The 19,054-nt window shown below is 46.6% G+C and carries 22 protein-coding genes and 2 tRNA genes; 14 read left to right on the forward strand and 10 right to left on the reverse strand.

The window, feature by feature from the left end; all coding sequences use genetic code 11:
- Positions 1-554: 554 nt before the first annotated feature.
- The 4 genes from W04_RS18280 to W04_RS18295 form a co-directional block, all read right to left on the reverse strand.
- Positions 555-1,079 (reverse strand): hypothetical protein, encoded by a 525-nt coding sequence (locus W04_RS18280; RefSeq protein ID WP_157576541.1) that lies wholly within the window; start codon positions 1,077-1,079, stop codon positions 555-557.
- A gap of 93 nt (positions 1,080-1,172) precedes the next feature.
- The gene (locus W04_RS18285) at positions 1,173-2,558 is read right to left on the reverse strand and encodes a lyase family protein (RefSeq protein WP_053911893.1); all 1,386 of its coding nucleotides are present in this window, start codon (positions 2,556-2,558) and stop codon (positions 1,173-1,175) included.
- Positions 2,559-2,568: 10 nt separating this feature from the next.
- Positions 2,569-2,931: a hypothetical protein gene (locus tag W04_RS18290; RefSeq protein ID WP_130144982.1), complete on the reverse strand. Its 363-nt coding sequence runs from the start codon at positions 2,929-2,931 to the stop codon at positions 2,569-2,571.
- A 75-nt stretch (positions 2,932-3,006) separates the two neighbouring features.
- Positions 3,007-3,480 carry a Dps family protein gene (locus tag W04_RS18295; protein WP_022946252.1) on the reverse strand — a complete coding sequence of 158 codons (474 nt, stop codon included), beginning with the start codon at positions 3,478-3,480 and terminating at the stop codon, positions 3,007-3,009.
- Positions 3,481-3,769: 289 nt separating this feature from the next.
- Between W04_RS18295 and W04_RS18300 the strand changes: the two genes are divergently transcribed.
- Complete coding sequence (locus W04_RS18300; RefSeq protein ID WP_022946254.1) at positions 3,770-3,967, forward strand: hypothetical protein; 198 nt, start codon at positions 3,770-3,772, stop codon at positions 3,965-3,967.
- Here W04_RS18300 and W04_RS18305 read toward each other — a convergent pair.
- Together W04_RS18305 and W04_RS18310 are read right to left on the reverse strand one after the other, a co-directional pair.
- Positions 3,964-4,560 carry an alpha/beta hydrolase gene (locus W04_RS18305; protein WP_053911895.1) on the reverse strand — a complete coding sequence of 199 codons (597 nt, stop codon included), beginning with the start codon at positions 4,558-4,560 and terminating at the stop codon, positions 3,964-3,966. The two genes, W04_RS18300 and W04_RS18305, sit on opposite strands and share 4 nt — an antisense overlap.
- A gap of 32 nt (positions 4,561-4,592) precedes the next feature.
- On the reverse strand, positions 4,593-5,138 hold the full coding sequence (locus W04_RS18310) for a YaeQ family protein (protein WP_053911896.1): 546 nt from the start codon (positions 5,136-5,138) through the stop codon (positions 4,593-4,595).
- 106 nt (positions 5,139-5,244) lie between these two features.
- On the opposite strand from W04_RS18310, the gene ylqF reads away from it, so the two are divergent.
- The 5 genes from ylqF to W04_RS18335 all read left to right on the forward strand — a co-directional run bounded on the left by ylqF (position 5,245) and on the right by W04_RS18335 (position 9,284).
- Positions 5,245-6,189, forward strand: coding sequence for a ribosome biogenesis GTPase YlqF (gene ylqF, locus W04_RS18315; protein WP_022946257.1), 945 nt, complete (start codon positions 5,245-5,247; stop codon positions 6,187-6,189).
- A gap of 162 nt (positions 6,190-6,351) precedes the next feature.
- Positions 6,352-6,813, forward strand: coding sequence for a hypothetical protein (locus W04_RS18320; protein ID WP_053911897.1), 462 nt, complete (start codon positions 6,352-6,354; stop codon positions 6,811-6,813).
- A 463-nt stretch (positions 6,814-7,276) separates the two neighbouring features.
- Positions 7,277-7,741: a DUF2383 domain-containing protein gene (locus W04_RS18325; protein ID WP_022946258.1), complete on the forward strand. Its 465-nt coding sequence runs from the start codon at positions 7,277-7,279 to the stop codon at positions 7,739-7,741.
- Between the two features lie 36 nt (positions 7,742-7,777).
- The gene (locus W04_RS18330; RefSeq protein ID WP_022946259.1) at positions 7,778-8,557 is read left to right on the forward strand and encodes a VOC family protein; all 780 of its coding nucleotides are present in this window, start codon (positions 7,778-7,780) and stop codon (positions 8,555-8,557) included.
- Positions 8,558-8,618: 61 nt separating this feature from the next.
- Positions 8,619-9,284, forward strand: a complete 666-nt coding sequence (locus W04_RS18335; protein WP_053911903.1) for an SDR family oxidoreductase — start codon at positions 8,619-8,621, stop codon at positions 9,282-9,284.
- 1 nt (position 9,285) lies between these two features.
- Here the strand turns inward: W04_RS18335 and W04_RS18340 are convergent, their stop codons facing one another.
- Both W04_RS18340 and W04_RS18345 read right to left on the reverse strand, forming a co-directional pair.
- Positions 9,286-11,130 (reverse strand): M48 family metalloprotease, encoded by a 1,845-nt coding sequence (locus tag W04_RS18340; RefSeq protein WP_053911898.1) that lies wholly within the window; start codon positions 11,128-11,130, stop codon positions 9,286-9,288.
- 2 nt (positions 11,131-11,132) lie between these two features.
- Positions 11,133-11,720 (reverse strand): LemA family protein, encoded by a 588-nt coding sequence (locus W04_RS18345; protein WP_053911899.1) that lies wholly within the window; start codon positions 11,718-11,720, stop codon positions 11,133-11,135.
- A 122-nt stretch (positions 11,721-11,842) separates the two neighbouring features.
- Here W04_RS18345 and W04_RS18350 point away from each other — a divergent pair, with 122 nt between their 5' ends.
- The 3 genes from W04_RS18350 to W04_RS18360 all read left to right on the forward strand — a co-directional run bounded on the left by W04_RS18350 (position 11,843) and on the right by W04_RS18360 (position 15,198).
- Complete coding sequence (locus W04_RS18350; RefSeq protein WP_045980250.1) at positions 11,843-12,196, forward strand: hypothetical protein; 354 nt, start codon at positions 11,843-11,845, stop codon at positions 12,194-12,196.
- On the forward strand, positions 12,189-14,519 hold the full coding sequence (locus W04_RS18355) for a fatty acid cis/trans isomerase (RefSeq protein ID WP_082342294.1): 2,331 nt from the start codon (positions 12,189-12,191) through the stop codon (positions 14,517-14,519). The genes W04_RS18350 and W04_RS18355 overlap by 8 nt, the downstream gene beginning before the upstream one ends.
- Positions 14,520-14,694: 175 nt before the next feature.
- Positions 14,695-15,198, forward strand: coding sequence for a hypothetical protein (locus tag W04_RS18360; protein WP_053911901.1), 504 nt, complete (start codon positions 14,695-14,697; stop codon positions 15,196-15,198).
- Between the two features lie 28 nt (positions 15,199-15,226).
- Here the strand turns inward: W04_RS18360 and W04_RS18365 are convergent, their stop codons facing one another.
- Entirely contained in the window at positions 15,227-15,871 is a 645-nt protein-coding gene (locus tag W04_RS18365; RefSeq protein ID WP_053911902.1) for a peroxiredoxin-like family protein, read from the reverse strand.
- Positions 15,872-15,983: 112 nt separating this feature from the next.
- Between W04_RS18365 and W04_RS18370 the strand changes: the two genes are divergently transcribed.
- Complete coding sequence (locus W04_RS18370) at positions 15,984-16,604, forward strand: dUTP diphosphatase (RefSeq protein WP_045980253.1); 621 nt, start codon at positions 15,984-15,986, stop codon at positions 16,602-16,604.
- Here W04_RS18370 and yrfG read toward each other — a convergent pair.
- The gene (yrfG, locus tag W04_RS18375; RefSeq protein ID WP_045980254.1) at positions 16,601-17,254 is read right to left on the reverse strand and encodes a GMP/IMP nucleotidase; all 654 of its coding nucleotides are present in this window, start codon (positions 17,252-17,254) and stop codon (positions 16,601-16,603) included. The genes W04_RS18370 and yrfG overlap by 4 nt on opposite strands.
- A gap of 60 nt (positions 17,255-17,314) precedes the next feature.
- On the opposite strand from yrfG, the gene nudE reads away from it, so the two are divergent.
- The 4 genes from nudE (at position 17,315) to W04_RS18395 (ending at position 19,021) form a co-directional block, all read left to right on the forward strand.
- Positions 17,315-17,869, forward strand: coding sequence for an ADP compounds hydrolase NudE (gene nudE / locus W04_RS18380; RefSeq protein ID WP_022946269.1), 555 nt, complete (start codon positions 17,315-17,317; stop codon positions 17,867-17,869).
- Positions 17,870-17,903: 34 nt separating this feature from the next.
- Entirely contained in the window at positions 17,904-18,707 is an 804-nt protein-coding gene (gene cysQ / locus W04_RS18385) for a 3'(2'),5'-bisphosphate nucleotidase CysQ (RefSeq protein WP_045980294.1), read from the forward strand.
- Between the two features lie 125 nt (positions 18,708-18,832).
- Positions 18,833-18,909 (forward strand) — tRNA-Met (locus tag W04_RS18390).
- A gap of 35 nt (positions 18,910-18,944) precedes the next feature.
- Positions 18,945-19,021 (forward strand) — tRNA-Met (locus tag W04_RS18395).
- Positions 19,022-19,054: the final 33 nt, after the last annotated feature.

Consider the following 19,054-nt stretch of genomic DNA (forward strand, 5'->3'; position numbering starts at 1 on the left):
TGTAGGCAAGGCTTCAGCCTTGCAGCATCTAGTCAGGGTAAACCCTGACCTACAACACAACCAAACACCTGTCACCATATCTGTAGGCCAGGCTTCAGCCTTGCGTCATCTAGTCAGGATGAATCCCGACCCACAACACAACCAAACAACTAAAAAACCAAACCTGTAGGCAAGGCTTCAGCCTTGCATCATCTATTCAGGGTAAACCCTGACCTACAACACAGTAACCTAGGCTGAGTAAACCACGGCCTACAATACTAGGCTTTTAAAAACATGATTAGCGGATGCTAAATGGCTATATATTTTTGGTCTTTTTCGAGTGGAATTGTTAGGCTAGAGAACAGATTTTGAATTTATTAGGGCTGACTTTTGACCCTTCCGTTACTTGCTTACTTATTGATCTTTGCGCTGTTTGGTGTAGCTGCAACGTATTTCGTCAAATTCCTTTACTTTCATTGGTATAAGAATGAGATAAAGCCCAAATTTATTATTCGGGCTTTGCTTTGTATTGCCGCCGTTACTGTATTGTCGCTGGTGTTGAGCGCCTTCGGTTATTAATACGTTTCTTGACTGGTATTGCTCTGTACTGCGACACACTGCTTTGATTTGCATTGTGCTGCGGGTCGCGTAAGTTGCTGACAGATACTCACCATGCCTTTTTCAGCATTTAGTTGGCTTTCCTGAGCAGCCAAACTGTTTGCTAACGCAGATACTTGCTGCGGATCTGCTGATTTACTTGAATATACAAGATATTGGCTTGGGCCGCCGCAAGCACGGCTACCCACTGCAACCACTTTACATTGGCTGGCGCTGTCACAAAATTTGTCCTGCGTCAGTGCTTCTAAACGTTGATAATCAGCTTTGATGGATTGTTCCGTGGCACTAATGGCGCGCTCTTCGTTAATCGGTTGGCTAAGTTGTTCGCTGTCGATTCGCTTATCTTTTCCTAGGTTATCTGTTGTTGACTCAGAGCTGGCTCGTTCTACGGATGTCTTTACTTCAGCGGTCGTGTTTTGTGGCTCATTATTTTGACATGCAGTGAGGGAGAGCAGTGCAAGGGGAATAATTAAGTGGCGCATAATATTTATAATTGTTGATGAGTATAGTGACCATAATACAAACATTGCGCTAATGCGCAAATGCAGATGTTATGGTCACCTAGCTCAGGCTACCTATTTTTGAATGCCCCCTAGAGTAAGCCCTTTAGGATCGAGTAACTTCTCTAGCTCTTTATAAGGAATGTCGGTTTGTGCTGCAGCCACATCGAGAATAGCTTTATTCTCTTTGTAAGCTTGCTTGGCAATAGCGGCCGCTTTCTCATATCCAATAATGGGGTTAAGCGCCGTTACCAGAATGGGGTTCTTTGCTAAAGAACGCTGTAAGTTATCCTCTCTGACGACGAAGCTGGCAATTGCCTTGTCGGCCAAAGCATAGCTGGTATTGGTCAGTAACTCGATACTCTGCAATACGTTATAGGCGATAACCGGCAACATTACGTTTAGTTCAAAGTTACCAGCCTGACCTGCTACGGTAATAGTACTGTCATTACCTATGACCTGCGCCGAAACCATGGCTGTGGCCTCAGGGATCACCGGGTTCACTTTGCCAGGCATAATGGATGAACCAGGTTGCAGTGCTTCGAGCTCTATTTCACCAATCCCACCTAAAGGTCCAGAGTTCATCCACCGTAAGTCGTTAGCGATTTTCATAAACGCGACCGCAGCAGTCTTTAGTTGCCCGGATACCGCAACCACCGAATCTTGAGTTGCGATGTGGTAGAACAGGTTTTCTGCCCCTTGAAAGTGACTATCGGTTTGAGCAGCGAGCTGTTTAGCGAAACGTGCCGAAAATTCAGGATCAGCATTGATACCTGTGCCTACAGCAGTGCCGCCTTGGGCAAGTTGATGTAAGTGCTCAGCGCTAGCGCTGATTTGTTGCTTCGCCTTAACGACTTGTTCGCGCCAAGCCGACATGCTTTGAGCGAAGGTAACAGGCATGGCATCCATTAGGTGAGTGCGGCCGGTTTTAACGTGACTGCCCACTTGCTCTATCTTAGCTTCTATCACACTAATGAGGTGTTCCAGTGCCGGGAGCAGCTCTTTCTCTATCGCCAGCGCACTACTTACGTGAATTGCTGTTGGGATCACATCATTGGAGCTTTGCCCCATATTTACATGATCATTGGGGTGTACATTATCACCCAATAACTGACTTGCACGTGTAGCAATGACCTCATTAGCGTTCATATTGGTACTGGTTCCTGAACCAGTTTGAAATACATCCACAGGAAAGTGCTCAAGGTGCTCACCAGCAATAATTTCGCGACAGGCGTTATCTATTGCACCACCCACATTGGCATCAAGATGCCCCAGCTCGGTATTAACGGTGGCGGCTGCGCGTTTTATCTGTGCCAATGCCTGAATAAAGCGTGCTGGCATACGCATGGCACTGATGTGAAAGTTGTTCACAGCGCGTTGGGTTTGTGCCTGATATAAGGCATCTGCTGGGACCTGTAGCTCACCCATGCTGTCCTTTTCATGTCGGTACTCTGTGCTCATAATGTGCTCCTTAATAGGGGTTGAACTCATGACAGAGGACGCGAGCTTCTTGGCTAAGTGCTCTGTACTTATGCATACCCTGTTGCTGGCGATAAAAACGCTGAAGGGCAAGCTGTGGTTTGTGCAGCTGACAAAGGCTTTGTTTTCTTACTTGCTGTTCCAACAAAGGGTCACAGATGATATTAACCAATTGGTAAAACGTGCGACGTAAATAAAGCTCTTGTAATAAATACATCTGTCGAGCGCCATAGTAGCGAGCCCAATGCAAACCCGTCTCAATAAACTGTGCAACTAAGTTGGGTGCTTGGCCTCGCTGACACCGCGATAGACGGCGTAGTTGAGCTCCAAGAAATTCAAGCGAAATCTGTGGCACGGTGCAAATCCCTTCAGCTGAATTGATAATAATTATCATTACAGCTGAAAGGGGAAGATGCAAGTGGTTTTGTGATTAATCCAAATAGGCTTTTAACATCCAAACAAGCTTCTCTTGTTCTTTAATGTAATCGCTCATTAACGCGGCTGTACCTTCGTCTTGGTTATCGCCGGCATCACTGAGCACCTTACGCTGCATTTTTATTAGTGTTGAGTAGCCATCGACTAGTGATTGTACGGCTTGGCCGCCGTCGCTGACATTTTTCACTTCGTTAATTTGGCTTAATTCGATAAAGTCCGAAAATGCGTGTAGGGGCTCACCGCCCAAGGTAAGAATACGCTCAGCTATTTCATCTACTTTTTCCAACAGCAAATTATAAATTTCCTCAAACTTCACGTGCAGCTCGAAGAAATCACGACCTTTGATGTTCCAATGGAAGCCACGGGCATTCATATACTGAATTTGATAGCAACTTAATAGCCGATTGAGTGATTCAATTACGTTTTGAGTTTCTTCACTATCTAATCCAATGGCATTGATTTGCGACATAGCTGTCTCCTTTGCATGGTTGTTTGCTGATAATCAGTATGGCCTAAAGGCACCTGATAACAAGCAGATAAATTCGATGCCTGACATCACTTTTAGCGATAACAACACCGACCCTATAATCATACTTGGGCATGATGTATGCCAAAAACAAGGCCGAGGAGATGAATTTTTGATCTAACGCAACAACTCGATACCGATGATTTATTGCCCAGTGAAAACTTGATTTAGCGCAAGGTTACTTTCCTTGTGCAGGCCATACTGAAACCATCAACGATGAGGAGATAGGGCAATGACAAAAGCAAAAAAAGCAGAAATCACAGTATGTATTATCGCCGTACTAACCTTTGTAATCGGTCTTGTTGGTCATTTAGCTGGAGCCAGTTATGCCAACTCTGATGCGTTTGGCATTATTGCTGCGCCAATCCCATTGATAGTCGGTGTTATTGCGGTAATTGCGTATAAAATCGCAGCGGCTGCTGAGGATTAAGTCTTTAGCTGCACTAAGATATAATCGACTACCTTACGCGAGTAAATGAGGCTGGTGTGGCTAAGATGAAAAACTTTATGCTGCGCCATACCTGAGACGCGGGTTTCATCAACCATCACCGTACCATCTGACGGCTTGCCCTGCTCAAATAATGGCAGTAGGCCAAAGGGCAAGTCTCCGGCGATACTGTATAGTTGGGCTGAGAAGGGCCAATCTTGGCTTTCACTCACGAGGTACTCAAGGCTATTCTTTAACAGTGCTTGCATGCCTCGGTCCTGCATATGGCGGGCTATTTGTGCCCCTTTGTGTGGGGTGCCAAGGGTAAAGACCTTTTTTACTTGGTCCGTCTGTGGAAACTCCTGACTGAGGTATTGCCGTGCAATAAGGCCGCCCAAGGAGTGACAAACAAAAGCGCACTGGTCATCGGCGATGAAGTCATTAATTTGCGCAAAGATTTTATCGGTATCTGGGTTCAGGGTGTTGTATGACACATTTAAAATGCCATACCCCTGCTTTTTAAGACGTGCGCAAAGAGGGCGCATTACGAAGCCAGACATATACAATCCGTGTAATACAACTACCTTAGTGATCATAGTGACTCCGTTGATAACAATGGCGTTAGTATTTAGCCTTGTCCTTGCAACAAGGTCAAGGGGATTTGTAAGCTGGTGTCGCTATCACTTACCCACACTTCATTATCTTCGATGGTAATCGTTAAATCTAAGCTTCGGGAGGCCATTGCTGCCAGCTTCTGGGTATCTTCATAAGCAAGGCTGACGATACGTAGGTTATCAAATCCAGCGAGCTTCGCTTGGTGTTTCTGCCACCAAGCTTGCTGGCTCCCTTCACCGTAGGCATAAAGTAATACTTGCTGTGCTCGGCTACAGGCCTTCTTTAGGCGCTTGTCATCAGCAAGACCAAGTTCTACCCATAAGTGAATACTGTCATCGTCGTTTATCCACCACAGCTCGGGCTCATCATCGGCACATAAGCCTTTGGTGAAAACTAAATTATCATTAGCATTTAAGGCAAAGGCAAGCACTCTGATCATCATCCGTTGGTCGGTTTCTGATGGGTGCTGCGCGAGGGTAAAAGAGTATTGCTGGTAATGATGGCGGTTTAAATCACTAATGTTCAATCGTACCTTGATGATCGTTGCTTTTAGGGCCATGCCTGTTCCATAAGAGAGAAGAAAAGCGGGCAGTATACACATTAACGGGTGATCTTGGCGTGTCTCGAAGGTAAAATAATTATTCATCACTTAGGGGAGAGAAAACATGGCAATCCAGTGGTTCCCAGGCCATATGAATAAAGCGCGTAACGAAATTAAAGAGATCATGCCACAAATGGATGTCATCATTGAGGTATTGGACGCGCGCATTCCCTACAGCAGTGAGAACCCTATGGTTGGCGCGTTGCGCGGTGATAAGCCAGTCATTAAGATCCTAAATAAGGCTGACTTAGCCGACCCGCAGATGACCACCCAATGGATGGACTACCTTGAGCGTGAAAATGGTGTCAAAGCCATGCCGCTCGCGAACGATAAAGCGGGCCATACTGGCAAAGTCATTGAACTGTGTAAAAAGCTTGTGCCGCACAAAGTAGGTGCCGATAAACAGATTAAAGCCATGATTATGGGGATCCCTAACGTTGGTAAGTCAACGCTTATCAATACGCTTGCGGGGCGCATCGTTGCTAAAACCGGCAATGAACCTGCGGTCACCAAAGCGCAACAGCGGATAAAAATAGACGAAGGGATCATGCTTTACGACACCCCTGGGATGTTATGGCCTAAGGTTGAAAACGAGAACTCCGGCTATCGTTTAGCGGCAACAGGCGCTATTCGTGACACCGCTATTGATTATGAAGAGGTTGCCAGCTACACCTGTGAGTATTTGCTGCAAGCGTACCCGGCATTATTGAGCCAGCGCTATAAAGTGTCACCACTGCCAGAGCATGACTATGACTTTATGCTTGCAGCGGGCAAAAATCGCGGCTGTCTGCGTGGTGGTAATCAGGTTGATCTTCATAAGTTCGCTGAAATTCTCATTAACGAGTTACGTGATGCGGTGATTGGACGTATTACCATGGAAACTCCGCAGATGCGTGAGCGAGAGGAACAGATGGTTGCCGAATTGCGCGCGGCAGCAGAGGCTAAAAAGGCCGCTAAGGAAGAAGAAAAACGGCAGCGACGTGCAAGAGCACGGAAAAACCGCCGCTGATATCACGACAAATTTTAGACATAAAAAAAGCCCGAAATAGATTAATTGCTGATAAACGATTAACAGCTCAGTAATTCTTTGGTGTTACAAGTGTTGATTCGACATAATCTTAATGCTACGTTTTTAATCTTGTAATTACTAAATCAAATATAGGGAAATAAAGTGATTAAGAAGTTAGTCGCGCTTGCCGCTGTAATAACTCTAATTAATGGCTGTTCAACTGTTACTAATGAACCGGTTAAAATAGATCCCTTTGAATATAATATGGAGGCCAGTAAGAATGAAATTTACTTTGCTTCCGTTGATTGTGTATTGGAAAACATTTCAGCTCCGGCTACTAGCGGTCAGTTCTTTGATTATCAAGATAAAGAGTCAGGACGGTTGGCAGTTGCTTTTGAAACGAGTTATGTTTTAGCCTTTAGCTCGATCCCGCTGAAAACGACTATGTCTATCAGAGCAAAAGAAAATAATTTAACGATAAGATTTAGCTCTCTGCAGCAATACTTCAAGGAGATAGGTTGGACCTCTGTTAACAAGAATAAGGATGGAAGTAAATCTGAGCCTGAGTTAATCGTGGAGAAAAAGGCTGCTGAACTTTTTTCTTGTATTAGTAATAGAGCCTAAAATTCAGGGCTGCTTTACGTGGTTGTTACCAAAACTATTATCAATTTTAGACATAAAAAAAGCCCTTTCGGGCTTTTTTGTTTTCATATCTACCGTCACCGATATGAGCAATGTAGCAAGTAAAATAGTAGGGTGGTTGGCGGCCTAACAGTTCAAGGGGCGTTGAGGAGTGCAGCCACCAACCAAAGCGCATTACGTGCGCAACACGTGTTTCAGGGTCGAGAAACAAAGTTGTCCGCAACAAAACGTTTAATGACATCACTGCTTTCGAATGCGTTCCCGTTTTGTTGATATTGATTATCAATAAGATTTACCTTTGTGTCAACGCTTTTTGCAAATAATTCTCATTAATATCTGTGTTTTTCTATAACAATCTGAAATTATTAAAATTTATTTTTCTTCTTTTTATTGGAATGGTTCTTGAGTAAGCATTAAGGACAGTAACGATAGAAGGAGCCATGTTATGGGTTTAAAAATTCCCACCTCTGTATCCAGTGAACAAGAGCAAGATATTGAAATTATTGATCAATTAATTGAGTCTTTAGAAAATGAGCGAGTCCTAATTCAAGATGTGCAAAAGCACGCTGAAGACGAATCTTTGCAAGCACGCATGAAAGTCTTACATGATCATAAGCGTTATTTGCAAACCGAGTTAGCAAAAGCGGTAGGGCAACAGCAGCAACTCGACGAAGTCGACACCAGTTTATTAGGAGATTTGAAGGAGTGGCAGGCAAAGCTTGAGTCCGTAGTGGGTGACAGTGTGCAAGCTTTCCTCGAAGAGTTGAATTCACAGCAACACAAAACCTTAGTGCAGTGTCGTAATGCCGCGCAGGTGATGAATGATAGTCAGGGAGCCCAAGAGGTTGAGACCGTGATTGCCCAATTGGAAACTCATGAGCAGTACCTCAAGCGTTTTCTGAATGCGTAGTCTATGGTTAATGAAAACAACAAAAGGATGTAATTTATGAGCGAGAATTACCCCCAGGGACACTTTTGCTGGACCGAATTGTGTTCATCCGACTGGCAAGGTGGGAAAACATTTTATAGTGATTTGTTTACTTGGTCGGCTGAGGATCAGCCTATCGGCAATGGGCTTTACTATACCATGCTGAAAAAGCCACAAGGGGATGTGGCTGCGATGTATCAAATGCCCGCCGATCAACATGCTCAGGGTGTTCCCAGTTATTGGTTGAGCTATATTGCCGTTGATGATGTAGACGCGATGGCAGACAAAGCAAAGTCGCTGGGGGCAACCATAGTACACGGTCCACATGATGTGCCCGAGGCAGGTCGCATGGTGTTGTTGTGCGACCCTGTGGGCGCCATGGTGGCGCTATGGCAGGGCCAGGGGCACAAAGGTGCCAGTGTGCAAAATGAGGTTGATACGCCGTGCTGGTTTGAGTTAGCGACCCGCGATATTGAATCTAGTGCTAGTTTTTACAGTGAGCTGTTGGGCTGGCGCGCCGAACTAAAAGCCATGGAAGGGATGGATTACACCCTGTTTAAAGCGGGTGACACTATGGTCGGTGGTATGGTGGCCATGGATGAGCAGTGGCCTGATGATATTCCTCCACATTGGATGATCTACTTCAGTGTCAACGATTGTGATGCACAAGCAGAGCAAGCTAAAAAACTTGGTGGCGAAGTCTGTGTGCAGCCCATGGATGTACCTGAAGTAGGCCGTTTTTGCGTCCTCACAGATCCACAAGGAGCAGTCTTTTCAATCATAAACCTTAATCAATAACTTGGGTTTTATTGATTCACCCCCACCCTAAACTCATCAACTTAAAAGAGGATGAGTGATTATGAGCCAACATGTGGTGATCACCGGTGCTAATCGGGGCATCGGTTTACAGCTAGCGAAAATTTATAAAACTGCTGGAGCTAAGGTTATTGCCGTGGTTAGGCGTAGCAGCGATGAGCTTGATGAGCTAGGTGTTGATGTGCGCACCGGGTTTGATGTAAGCCACGCTGACGATGTGGCTCGCTTGCGCACTGAGCTTAAAGACGAGCACATCGATTTATTGATTAATAATGCCGGTGTGTTTCGTAACGAAACCCTGGCAGAGATGAACTTTGACACTATCAATGAACAGCTCTCGGTCAATGCAGTGGCTCCTGTGCGTGTGACTCATGCATTGCGTGATAACTTTAGCAAAGGCGCGAAAGTGGCGATGATCACCTCACGTATGGGCTCTATTGCCGACAATGGTTCTGGAGGCTATATAGGCTACCGTATGTCCAAGGCCGCGTTAAATGCAGCCTCAGTGAGCTTGGCTCATGAACTTAAAGCACAAGATGTGGCGGTGGGGTTAATTCACCCCGGATTCGTGCAAACCGAAATGGTCGGTTACGCTGGCGATATAGGCCCAGATGTTGCAGCACAGCGGATCAGTGAGCGTATTGACGAGCTAAACTTAAATAACAGCGGCGGCTTTTGGCATGCTAACGGTGAAACCTTACCGTGGTAAGCTAGCAATCGATACCATCTATCTCTAAGCAGGCAGCAAGCGTGTAGAGCAGCGTTTGCTCCGCCTCGTTAATGTGTGCATCGTGCTCTACGCATACACGACAAGCCTCCAGTAACTGTTGCCGTTTGACCACAGGGAGGCCTTTTATGACTCGCAGGGCGCGCTGCAATCGTGTCAGCTGGCATCGCGCTTCATGCTCTAAGCTAAGCGGTATCTGTAGATGCTGCGCCGCTGCAGCAAGCGCCAGGCGTTGTTGCTCTGGGTTAGCATGGCCATAGCTTGCCAAAGCGCCAAGAAGCTGCTCACAAGCTGCAACAATCACTGTTTTATTCATAACCGGCAACGCACCAACGGTTTTATCAACAAGAGCATGAGCACTGAGCTGCTGAAAAGACCAAGGAACAAGCTCCCAGTCCTCACACAGCGCAGCGAGCTCTTTTAGCTGGGCAAGAAATTGGCTGCGTTGCGCTTTGGGCAAACAGCGAATTGCACCAATGGCAACCTCAAGCAGGCGAAATTGAGGTTCAGTGCTGAGCTTCGTTAATGCAAGCTCAGCCCTATCCAGCTTATACATATCCACATAAGGAAGCGCGGCGATAAACGTTAGTTGTGCTTGGCGATTCGGCCAGTGTTGATGAAGACACAGTAACATAACTAACCATCGCGCATCGCTGGGCTCATGAGCTAAATAACTTAGAGAGTCCTCTATCCCCATGAGCTTTTCTCGAAAGTCGCCATACACTACTTGTGGCTGCGGGTTGCGCCCTTGGCTAGCACTAAAAGCCATGGTATTTGCTTGGCTTGGCGCCGTGCGTGGACGCTCTTTTAATTGTCCGTGCCAATGTGGATCAAGCCTGCGAATACGTTTCCTTAGCGGCGGGTGAGTGCTTAACCAGGTTAACCACGGGCTCAATGCATCACTAAAAAAATAATGACTGAATAGGTGCGCATTATTTTGCCTTAAGGTGTTTTTGCGAGGATTTTCGGCAATAGCCAGTAAAGCCCCGGCCAGTGCTTGTGGGTTACGGGTAAACTGCGCTGCACCAGCGTCAGCAAGATATTCCCGCTGGCGACATACCAGCGCTTTGATAATGTCGCCAAGTTGTGTCCCCAGCCATCCAAACAGTGTCAGAATAACGCCGATCACTGTGGTAAACCCTGCGCCATCAGTGCGTTGCGCGTTGTGGCGACGAGACGCATTCATGGCGCTATAAATTAAGTTTTCACCGGCTTGGCCTATAAAGGTGATGCCATAAAGTAAGGCAGACATACGCACATTAAGGCGTACATCACCATTGACTATGTGGCTGAATTCATGGGCGACGACCGCTTGTAGTTGTGCTCGGCTGAGCTGCTCGAGCGCGCCTTGAGTGATGGCAATGACACTATCGCGACGATGATAGCCCGCTGCAAACGCATTAATACTGGGCTGGTTGGCAAGTAAATAGGTGCTCGGAACGGGCATCCTGGCGGCAATAGCGACCTCTTCAACAACATTCAGTAGCACCCGCTGTTGTTCATGGTAGGTGTTGGTTTGCACCAGCTGCCCCCCTAGTTGCTCAGCAATAACACTGCCACCACGGCGCAATTGCCAGTACTTATAAAGTATGGCTGTACTGATAATTGCAGTGATGGAAAGGGTGAGCCCTAGGTGGATTGAAGCGTCAGTTCCATGCGCGATACCATAATTAAACAGGGTGTATGGGTCAGTTGAAAAAATGCTCATCAGCCATAAAAATGGCCAATGTGCGAGGGCGATGAGAGCACCCACAGCGAGCACAAATAATACCAGCAGTAGCCAAGTCTTACGCCTTGCTTGGCGCTGCTGAGAAAAGAAACCGCTCACGGCTACTTAAATGACACGCTAGGGGCTTGGCGTTGTCTTTGTGGGTCATTCAGTTCTAGCAGTTTGGCATCTTGGTTATGACCCGTCATGTTGGCAATCAACACCGGCGGGAAGCTTTGTCGGTAACTGTTATAGGCAAGCACTGAGTCATTGTATGCTTGGCGTGCGAAAGCGATACGGTTTTCGGTGCTTGATAACTCTTCACTTAGATTGGCCATTGTCGCGTCGGCCTTCAATTCGGGGTAGTCTTCTATGCTCACTTGTAAGGCGCCTAGGGCACTGCTCAAGGCTCCCTCTGTTTGCGCTAAATGGGCAAGTTTAGCCGAAGATAATTCACCACCCGAGAGGCTTTGTAGAGCACTTACAGCTTGATTTCTTGCTTGGGTAACCGCTTTTAAGGTCTCACTTTCATGGTCTAAATAAGCCTGAGCGGTGGCGACTAAGTTAGGCACAAGATCATGGCGGCGATGCAGCTGCACATCTATTTGCGCAAAGGCATTTTGGTATTCGTTTTTATAGCGTACCAGCGAGTTGTAAATCACTATGGCAATGACGACTACCACTGCCGTGATGACTAAAAATAGTTCCATAATAAAGATCTCGCGCAAAAAATTGGGTTAACTATACCTGAATTGTGCACAAAATCAGCCAACATGTAGACATTTTTTGCTATCATGAAAACTGTTTTAGTCTTACCTTATTGGGGCTTGCCATGGAGTTATCGCAAGGCGCTGTACTCAGCCTACCGCTTTTTCAATTCAACGATGAATTACCAAATCGTGATTTAGACCACCCAGATTTATACTTAGAAGTGGTTCTTGACGAGCAGTTACTTGCTCACCTGTGCCAAAACCCAGCGCAAGATCAGAGCGTCAGCTTACAATTGGCCGATTATCAATTGTTGGCGCATACCGAGTCTGTTCCAAGTGAATCCCACAGTGCCATGTTAATGCTCACTCATGGGCCACTTTTAGCAGCCACTTTAGAGCGCGATAATGGCGTTAGTTACGTATCACCCCAACTGGAAATGATGCCGACCTTTGATCTAGGGGATGATGATGAATAAACTGACGTGGGGTTTGCTGTTGCTGCTATGTACGGGCTGCGCCGTATTAGGTGCGCAGAAGTATGATAGCCTCTTTGGCCCTGAGCAGGTTCAAAACCGCAGTAACGATGTAAGTCCTGCGCAAAGCGACTTTTTTACCGAGCAAGTCAAACCCGTGATAGATAACCGCTGTGTCGTCTGCCACGGGTGCTATGATGCGCCTTGTCAGTTGAAAATGTCATCTCCTGAGGGTATTGAACGTGGTACCTCTACCGACTTGGTCTATGATGGCACCCGGCTACTTGCGAGTAAGCCTAGCCGCTTATTCGTTGATGCCCACACCACGCAACAGTGGCGTGAGCGCGGCTTCTCACCGGTGCTTAACGAGCGCGAGCAAAGCGCCCATGCTAATTTAGTGGGCAGCGTGATGTATCAAGCTCTGGCATTGAAACAGCAGCACCCGCTGCCAGATCAAGCCATACTGGGTGAGGAATTTGACTTTGCTCTGGATAGAGACCAAACCTGTCCCACTATTGGCGAGTTTCAACAATACGCTCAAGATAAACCTCATGCGGGCATGCCCTATGGTTTGCCAGCACTGACCAGTAAAGAAATGTCGGTGCTCACACAGTGGTTGCAAGATGGCGCGAAAATGCCCGAGCACGCACCTATTAGCGCTGAGCTGCAAACTGAAGTGAACAAGTGGGAACGTTTTCTTAATCAAGATGATAACAAACACCGCTTAAGCGCCCGTTATATTTATGAGCACTGGTACCTGGCCAATATTTATTTTGATCAAATCAGCACCTCGGAGTTTTTCACCTTAGTTCGTTCGCGCACGCCTCCCGGTGAAGCCATCGATGTTATTGCCACTCGCCGCCCTTATGAAGACCCTAAGGTAGCGCGCGTTTATTATCGCCTGCTGCCTCGAAAAAGTACCGTACTGGCCAAAACCAATATTCCACTGGCGTTGAATAATGACAAACTAGCTCGCTTGCGATCACAATTTATTGCGCCGGAATATGCCGTGCCGTCCCTGCCAGGGTATGACATAAAAGTCGCTTCAAACCCGTTTAAAGTCTTTGCAGCTATTCCCGTAGGCTCTCGATATCAATTTATGCTCGATGAGGCTGAGCTTATTATTCGTGGTTTTATTCAAGGGCCAGTTTGTCGAGGTCAGATTGCGTTGAATGTGATTAATGACCAGTTTTGGGTCGCCTTTGTTGACCCTAAATTCGTGAGTCAGCCTAAGATTGATGAATTCTTAATGCGCCACGATGATATGCTCGATATGCCTGCCCAGGAAGATTCGAACGCTTTGCCTATTTCTAGCTGGGTCAAATACGCCGCGAAACAAAGTACATATTTGGAGGCCAAGTCAAAGCTTGCCAATGAAGTTTTTGCCAATGGCCAACACCTCACCGAAAACCTTATTTGGCAAGGAGAAGGGCATAATGACAACGCCGCATTAACGATTTTCCGGCACTTCAACTCGGCAACGGTTGTCAAAGGCTGGGTCGGCGAGCAACCCAAAACCGCTTGGATTTTAGATTACTCATTATTTGAACGAATTCATTATCTGCTGGTGGCCGGGTTTGATGTATACGGCAATGTTGGTCATCAACTGATCACTCGTCTGTACATGGACTTCCTGCGCATGGAAGGCGAAGATAACTTTCTTGCCTTGCTACCTAAAGAGCAGCGCAAGGCACTACGGGCTCATTGGTATAGAAAATCACCCACCAGTCTTGTCGAGTTTATGAAAGACACCAATGTGCGCTTTGAGCAACCGACAGGCATTGATTACAAAACGTCACAGCCACAACAAGAGCTTTACCAGCGCTTAGCCACAAAGCTCTCGGCGGTATTAAGTCAGCGTTATGATTATCAAAAAGTACCAAATGTGCTGCGCCAACTGAATGCCATGCCGAGTACGGCGGTGAACTTATTACCACAAGTGAGCTATATCTTGGTGGCCAATGGTGAGGATGATTATCAGGCTTATACTTTGCTGCATCACAATGCCCACTACAACATCAGCAGCTTATTAGACGAGGAAGATCAGCGCGCCTATGACGAAGATAAAGCACTCGTCATCCCTGGCTTTATTGGCGATTACCCTGAAGCGCTGTGGTTGTTACAACCACAGCAGCTGGAAGATTTTGCTGCGCATATGCAGAAAATGACCAGCGAGGCTGATTACCGTACCTTAAAAAGTCGTTTTGCTGTGCGTCGCACTGACCCGCAATTTTGGCGCTTTAGCGATATTTTGCACCAGCAGGTGAAAAAATATCGGGGAATAGAGTATGGCTTATTAGATTATAACCGACTCGAGAATCGTTAAGCTGGTTAGGGCTAATTGTTTGTTAAATATAGATAAATAATTAGCTTCTAATGATTTTATAGCAGTCTTTTTTAGCAAATTGGTACAGAAATGAAAATGTAACAATTTGCAAAGACTTGTTTACCTGTGGCGGTTTTGGCAAAATTGCCGCTGTGCCTAAAATTAGAGAACAACAATGCACTATTGGTTTGTATTATTGCTCGCCCTGAGCGCAACATTCGCAGCGCAGGGCAATGAAAAAAAGCTCAGTAAATGTATTAGCCCCGCAGGTAAAGTAACCTACACCACTAAACGCTGTCCTGCAGGGCATCGTGAAGAGGTTATGCGAGAGCAGTTATCGCTTATTCAGTTTGCTGAAAAAGCGCGCAAAACACCGGATGTGGGTCCTAAAGAAGCTGACGAAAGTGACCTGACTTATTACTTGCGTTCTAACTACGGCGGTACTAACTGGGTAGAAAACATTCAACGTAGCTACTTAGAAAAATACAATGCTGTAGTGGTAGTTGATACCTTCCGTTTGCATAAGCTTGAAGGTATTTGTCGAGCGACACAAAAGTGGATCAGTGAACACCCACACCCTATCTTTGAGCTCAGAGATATGCGCTTTGAGTTTACCACGGGCTCTTCATTTGATACCCGTTACGTGACGCAAGGCAAATGTGATTACCGCCTACGTTAATAACGAAAAGGAGCCTAGGGCTCCTTTTTTAATGACTCATAACTTGTTTTGCAGCGGCCAGTAGTAACGGCTCTGATAAACGAACACGATAATTTGGGTTGGCGTACTGGAAATGCACCATCCCTTGCGTGTCGAGCACAAACACGGCAGGCACTGGCAGCGCCACTTTTTGCTCACCATCCAAGCCAACAAAGTTTACGCCCAACTTATTACGATAAACTTTAGCCGTTTTATCACCTAAGAAAAAAGCCAATCCCATTGCTTGTGCCAATGCCAGCTGATCGTCTGAGAGCAGTTGGTAGGTCGGTGAGCTGATGGTGCTTTGCGCAAGCTTTGCAGGACTATCTGGTGAGACGGCGATGATTTGCAAGCCCATCTCGGCGATCTGTTGCTCGATATTTTGGATATTCTTTAATTGCTTTGAACAGTAAGGACACCAGCCACCACGGTAAACAACCAACACTGTAGGCTTATTTGCTAATAGCTGTTTTAACGCAACAGGTTGGCCCTGGGTGTCTTTCAACGTCACATCGGGCACGCTCAAGCCGGGCAGAAGCGGACTTACGCCCTCAGCTGAATCGCTGATATTGGTAATGACCGCAGCACTGGCGACACTACTGAATAACAATAAGATGGCTCCTACAACAGAGCCCGCAAGTGTTTTAGATACCATAAAATTCCTTTATTAAAACTGTGAAAGCAATGCAACTAGAACGGCCCTAGGGTGATAATCTTTCACGCTATAGGTATGATAGGCACATACACAGACAATGAGAGATTAAAGAATGTCTAGCGCAGCAAATAAAATTGCCATCATGTTAGAAATGCAGCATGCCATGAATACCAAAGTTCACGAGCAATGGTTTGAGCAAGGGTTTGAGTGGTATCGGGCTATTTGGGTTGAGTGTGCGGAAATGCTGGACCACTATGGTTGGAAATGGTGGAAAAAACAAACTCCGGATACAGAGCAAGTGATTTTGGAGCTGGTGGATATCTTCCACTTCGGCTTGAGTCTGCGCATTGACGGCCACACTTCGTTTGCTGAGTTGGCGGCGCAAATTGAGCAGGAAATGCAAAGTCCTATTCAAGGAGCTGATTTTAAAGTCTCATTGGAGACGTTAGCAGCCAGCGCGGTAGCTGATAAAGCTTTTAATGCTGCTGCTTTTGCCGGCTGTATGCAGCAAATTGGAATGAATATCGATGATCTTTATCGTGGTTACGTTGGCAAGAACACCTTGAACTTCTTCCGCCAAGACCATGGGTATAAAGATGGAACCTATATCAAGGTGTGGCATGGCCAAGAGGACAATGAGCATTTGGTTGCGGTAGTTAAAAGTCTGGACACTGATAACCCAGACTTCGCCAAGCTCGTTTATCAAGGCTTGCAGCAGCGCTATCCCAGCTAGGCAGGCAAAATGTCACGATAATCGGTGACATTTTCATATCCGGCAAGCGGCTTGTGCGGCTGCTTGCTGTCGGGGTTAGCCACTGCTAGCAGATGATTGATCCCAAAGCGCTTCGCCGCATCGAGTACCGCTGCGCTATCGTCGACGAACAACGTCCGCTTTTTATCAAAGCCTAAATCGCTTTGCACCTGCTGCCACAGCGATTGGTGCTCTTTACTAACGCCGTAGTCATGGGTAGAAACAAGCTTATCAAGATAGCGGTCCAGCTCAGTGCGTTCTACTTTTAAGCTCAAACTATCTCTATGCGCATTAGTGAGCAAAATAAGCTCTTTTCCTGAATTTTTTAATGCCTGCAAAAACACCTTGGCATCGTCACGAATACTAATCAGGTGCTGAATTTCACGCTTTAACGTCATAATGGGCAACTGTAATTGTTGTTGCCAATAATCTAAGCAATACCATTGTATCTGTCCTTGTACTGCTTCATAGCGGGCCGCCATTTGCTCTCTGGCTTGTTGCAGCGGAATTTGTTGCTGTTTAGCGAGTTGGTGGGGGATGACTTCGAGCCAAAAATGGTTGTCAAAATGCAAGTCTAATAAAGTGCCATCCATGTCGAGTAATACGGTGTCGATATTGGACCAATTTGGCATGGGCTTTTCCTACTAAAACAATTATCATGGATTTATGTTGATAATAACAAAGTCGCGGCTATGACACAGAAAAAGCATCCAACGCCTCCAGAAATACTTGATAATAACGTGGTGGCAAAAAGTAGATTATTTACTGTTGAGGCCTTAGAGCTGCGCTTCTCCAATGGCGAGCAACGTCAGTATGAACGTATTCGAGGCGGAGGCCGTGGTGCGGTCATGATCGTTCCGGTTAACGAACACGATGAACTTATATTAGTGCGTGAGTACTGTGCCGGCACCAATGATTATCAGCTGGGGTTCCCAAAAGGCTTAATTGATCCGGGGGAAACGCCGTTTCAAGCTGCTAACCGAGAGCTGCAAGAGGAAGTGGGCTTAGGCGCTCATGAGCTTAACGAGATGAAAAAAGTGTCGCTTGCGCCCAGCTACTTTAATGCTCATATGCACATTATCACCGCCCGCGACCTTTACCACCAAACGTTGGCTGGTGATGAACCAGAGCCATTAGAGGTAGTGCATTGGCCAATGGCGCAATGGCAAGCTTTGCTTGGCGAGCCGGACTTTACCGAAGCACGAAGTGTGGCAGCTTTGCTATTATTAATACAGGCATCTAATTAAGCCACGAGGTTCAGCAGTAAAAAAGGGGGTCGTGTTGCAAGATTTTCTAGCTCCATGCATTGAGTTGGCCGAGCAAGCAGGTTTGGCCATTATGGCTATTTATCGCCAGAATGATATTGGAGAGCAGGTAAAACAAGATCACACCCCAGTGACCAAAGCAGACATTGCAGCGAATGATGTGCTTATGGCTGGGCTCGAGAAAATGGCGCCTGACATCCCGATTATGTCTGAAGAGACGCCCATCCCCAGTTTAGAAAAGCGGCAGCACTGGCAGCGCTATTGGCTGCTGGACCCAATGGATGGCACCGGAGAGTTTATTCTCGAAAGCGGTGACTTTGCCGTCAACATTGCACTAATTGAAAACAATCGACCGGTGCTCGGCGTGATTCATTGGCCGGCGAAAAACACCACCTACTTCGCAACTTATCAACAAGGGGCGTATAAGAAAACGCCCCAAGGGGTTGAGCGCATCAGTGTCGCCCAACCGGCAAACCTTACTTTAGCGGTTAGCCGCAGGCAAAAACTAGAGGCCGTTAGTCAGTACTTAAATGCCACCTTCGACACCGTGCCGTTAGGGTCATGCTCACTCAAGGCTTGTATTATCGCTGAGGGGAAAGCCGATTGCTTTATGCGTATTGGTCCAACCGGTGAATGGGACACCGGTGCTTCGCAGGTGATTGTCGAAGAAGCGGGCGGGTGTATTACCGATGCGGAATTTAATCCGCTCACTTATAACCAGCGTGAATCAACAGAAAATCCCGACTTTATTGTGATGGGGCATCCCGATTGGGAGTGGCAAAAAATGATTAGTCCTCATCAGCGCTCTCATCATAATTAGTCTTCAATGGTGGAAAAACCAGCAGCTGATATGGTTTCGGTGTAATTAAACTTGCATTTAAATTTTGTTGCTATATTATGGCGCTCTCGTTGGCGAAGGGGCTTCCCTAGACCCAACAATGTGGACGCGGGATGGAGCAGTCTGGTAGCTCGTCGGGCTCATAACCCGAAGGTCGTCGGTTCAAATCCGGCTCCCGCAACCAACTTCTAAAAGTTGCGAGCGTCCACAGATAATTGGCGCGGGATGGAGCAGTCTGGTAGCTCGTCGGGCTCATAACCCGAAGGTCGTCGGTTCAAATCCGGCTCCCGCAACCAACTTCTATCGCCAGTTATCACCCTATATTGACG

Source organism: Pseudoalteromonas sp. SW0106-04, assembly GCF_001293805.1.
Taxonomy (GTDB): Bacteria; Pseudomonadota; Gammaproteobacteria; order Enterobacterales; family Alteromonadaceae; genus Pseudoalteromonas; species Pseudoalteromonas ruthenica.

Excerpts from the sequence above, each read along its gene's own strand:
- W04_RS18280 (WP_157576541.1), bottom strand. The coding sequence starts at position 1,079 with ATGCGCCACTTAATTATTCCCCTTGCACTGCTCTCCCTCACTGCATGT.
- W04_RS18285 (WP_053911893.1), bottom strand. The coding sequence starts at position 2,558 with ATGAGCACAGAGTACCGACATGAAAAGGACAGCATGGGTGAGCTACAG.
- W04_RS18295 (WP_022946252.1), bottom strand. The coding sequence starts at position 3,480 with ATGTCGCAAATCAATGCCATTGGATTAGATAGTGAAGAAACTCAAAAC.
- W04_RS18300 (WP_022946254.1), top strand. The coding sequence starts at position 3,770 with ATGACAAAAGCAAAAAAAGCAGAAATCACAGTATGTATTATCGCCGTA.
- W04_RS18305 (WP_053911895.1), bottom strand. The coding sequence starts at position 4,560 with ATGATCACTAAGGTAGTTGTATTACACGGATTGTATATGTCTGGCTTC.
- W04_RS18310 (WP_053911896.1), bottom strand. The coding sequence starts at position 5,138 with ATGGCCCTAAAAGCAACGATCATCAAGGTACGATTGAACATTAGTGAT.
- ylqF (WP_022946257.1), top strand. The coding sequence starts at position 5,245 with ATGGCAATCCAGTGGTTCCCAGGCCATATGAATAAAGCGCGTAACGAA.
- W04_RS18325 (WP_022946258.1), top strand. The coding sequence starts at position 7,277 with ATGGGTTTAAAAATTCCCACCTCTGTATCCAGTGAACAAGAGCAAGAT.
- W04_RS18330 (WP_022946259.1), top strand. The coding sequence starts at position 7,778 with ATGAGCGAGAATTACCCCCAGGGACACTTTTGCTGGACCGAATTGTGT.
- W04_RS18335 (WP_053911903.1), top strand. The coding sequence starts at position 8,619 with ATGAGCCAACATGTGGTGATCACCGGTGCTAATCGGGGCATCGGTTTA.
- W04_RS18345 (WP_053911899.1), bottom strand. The coding sequence starts at position 11,720 with ATGGAACTATTTTTAGTCATCACGGCAGTGGTAGTCGTCATTGCCATA.
- W04_RS18350 (WP_045980250.1), top strand. The coding sequence starts at position 11,843 with ATGGAGTTATCGCAAGGCGCTGTACTCAGCCTACCGCTTTTTCAATTC.
- W04_RS18355 (WP_082342294.1), top strand. The coding sequence starts at position 12,189 with ATGAATAAACTGACGTGGGGTTTGCTGTTGCTGCTATGTACGGGCTGC.
- W04_RS18360 (WP_053911901.1), top strand. The coding sequence starts at position 14,695 with ATGCACTATTGGTTTGTATTATTGCTCGCCCTGAGCGCAACATTCGCA.
- W04_RS18365 (WP_053911902.1), bottom strand. The coding sequence starts at position 15,871 with ATGGTATCTAAAACACTTGCGGGCTCTGTTGTAGGAGCCATCTTATTG.
- W04_RS18370 (WP_045980253.1), top strand. The coding sequence starts at position 15,984 with ATGTCTAGCGCAGCAAATAAAATTGCCATCATGTTAGAAATGCAGCAT.
- yrfG (WP_045980254.1), bottom strand. The coding sequence starts at position 17,254 with ATGCCAAATTGGTCCAATATCGACACCGTATTACTCGACATGGATGGC.
- nudE (WP_022946269.1), top strand. The coding sequence starts at position 17,315 with ATGACACAGAAAAAGCATCCAACGCCTCCAGAAATACTTGATAATAAC.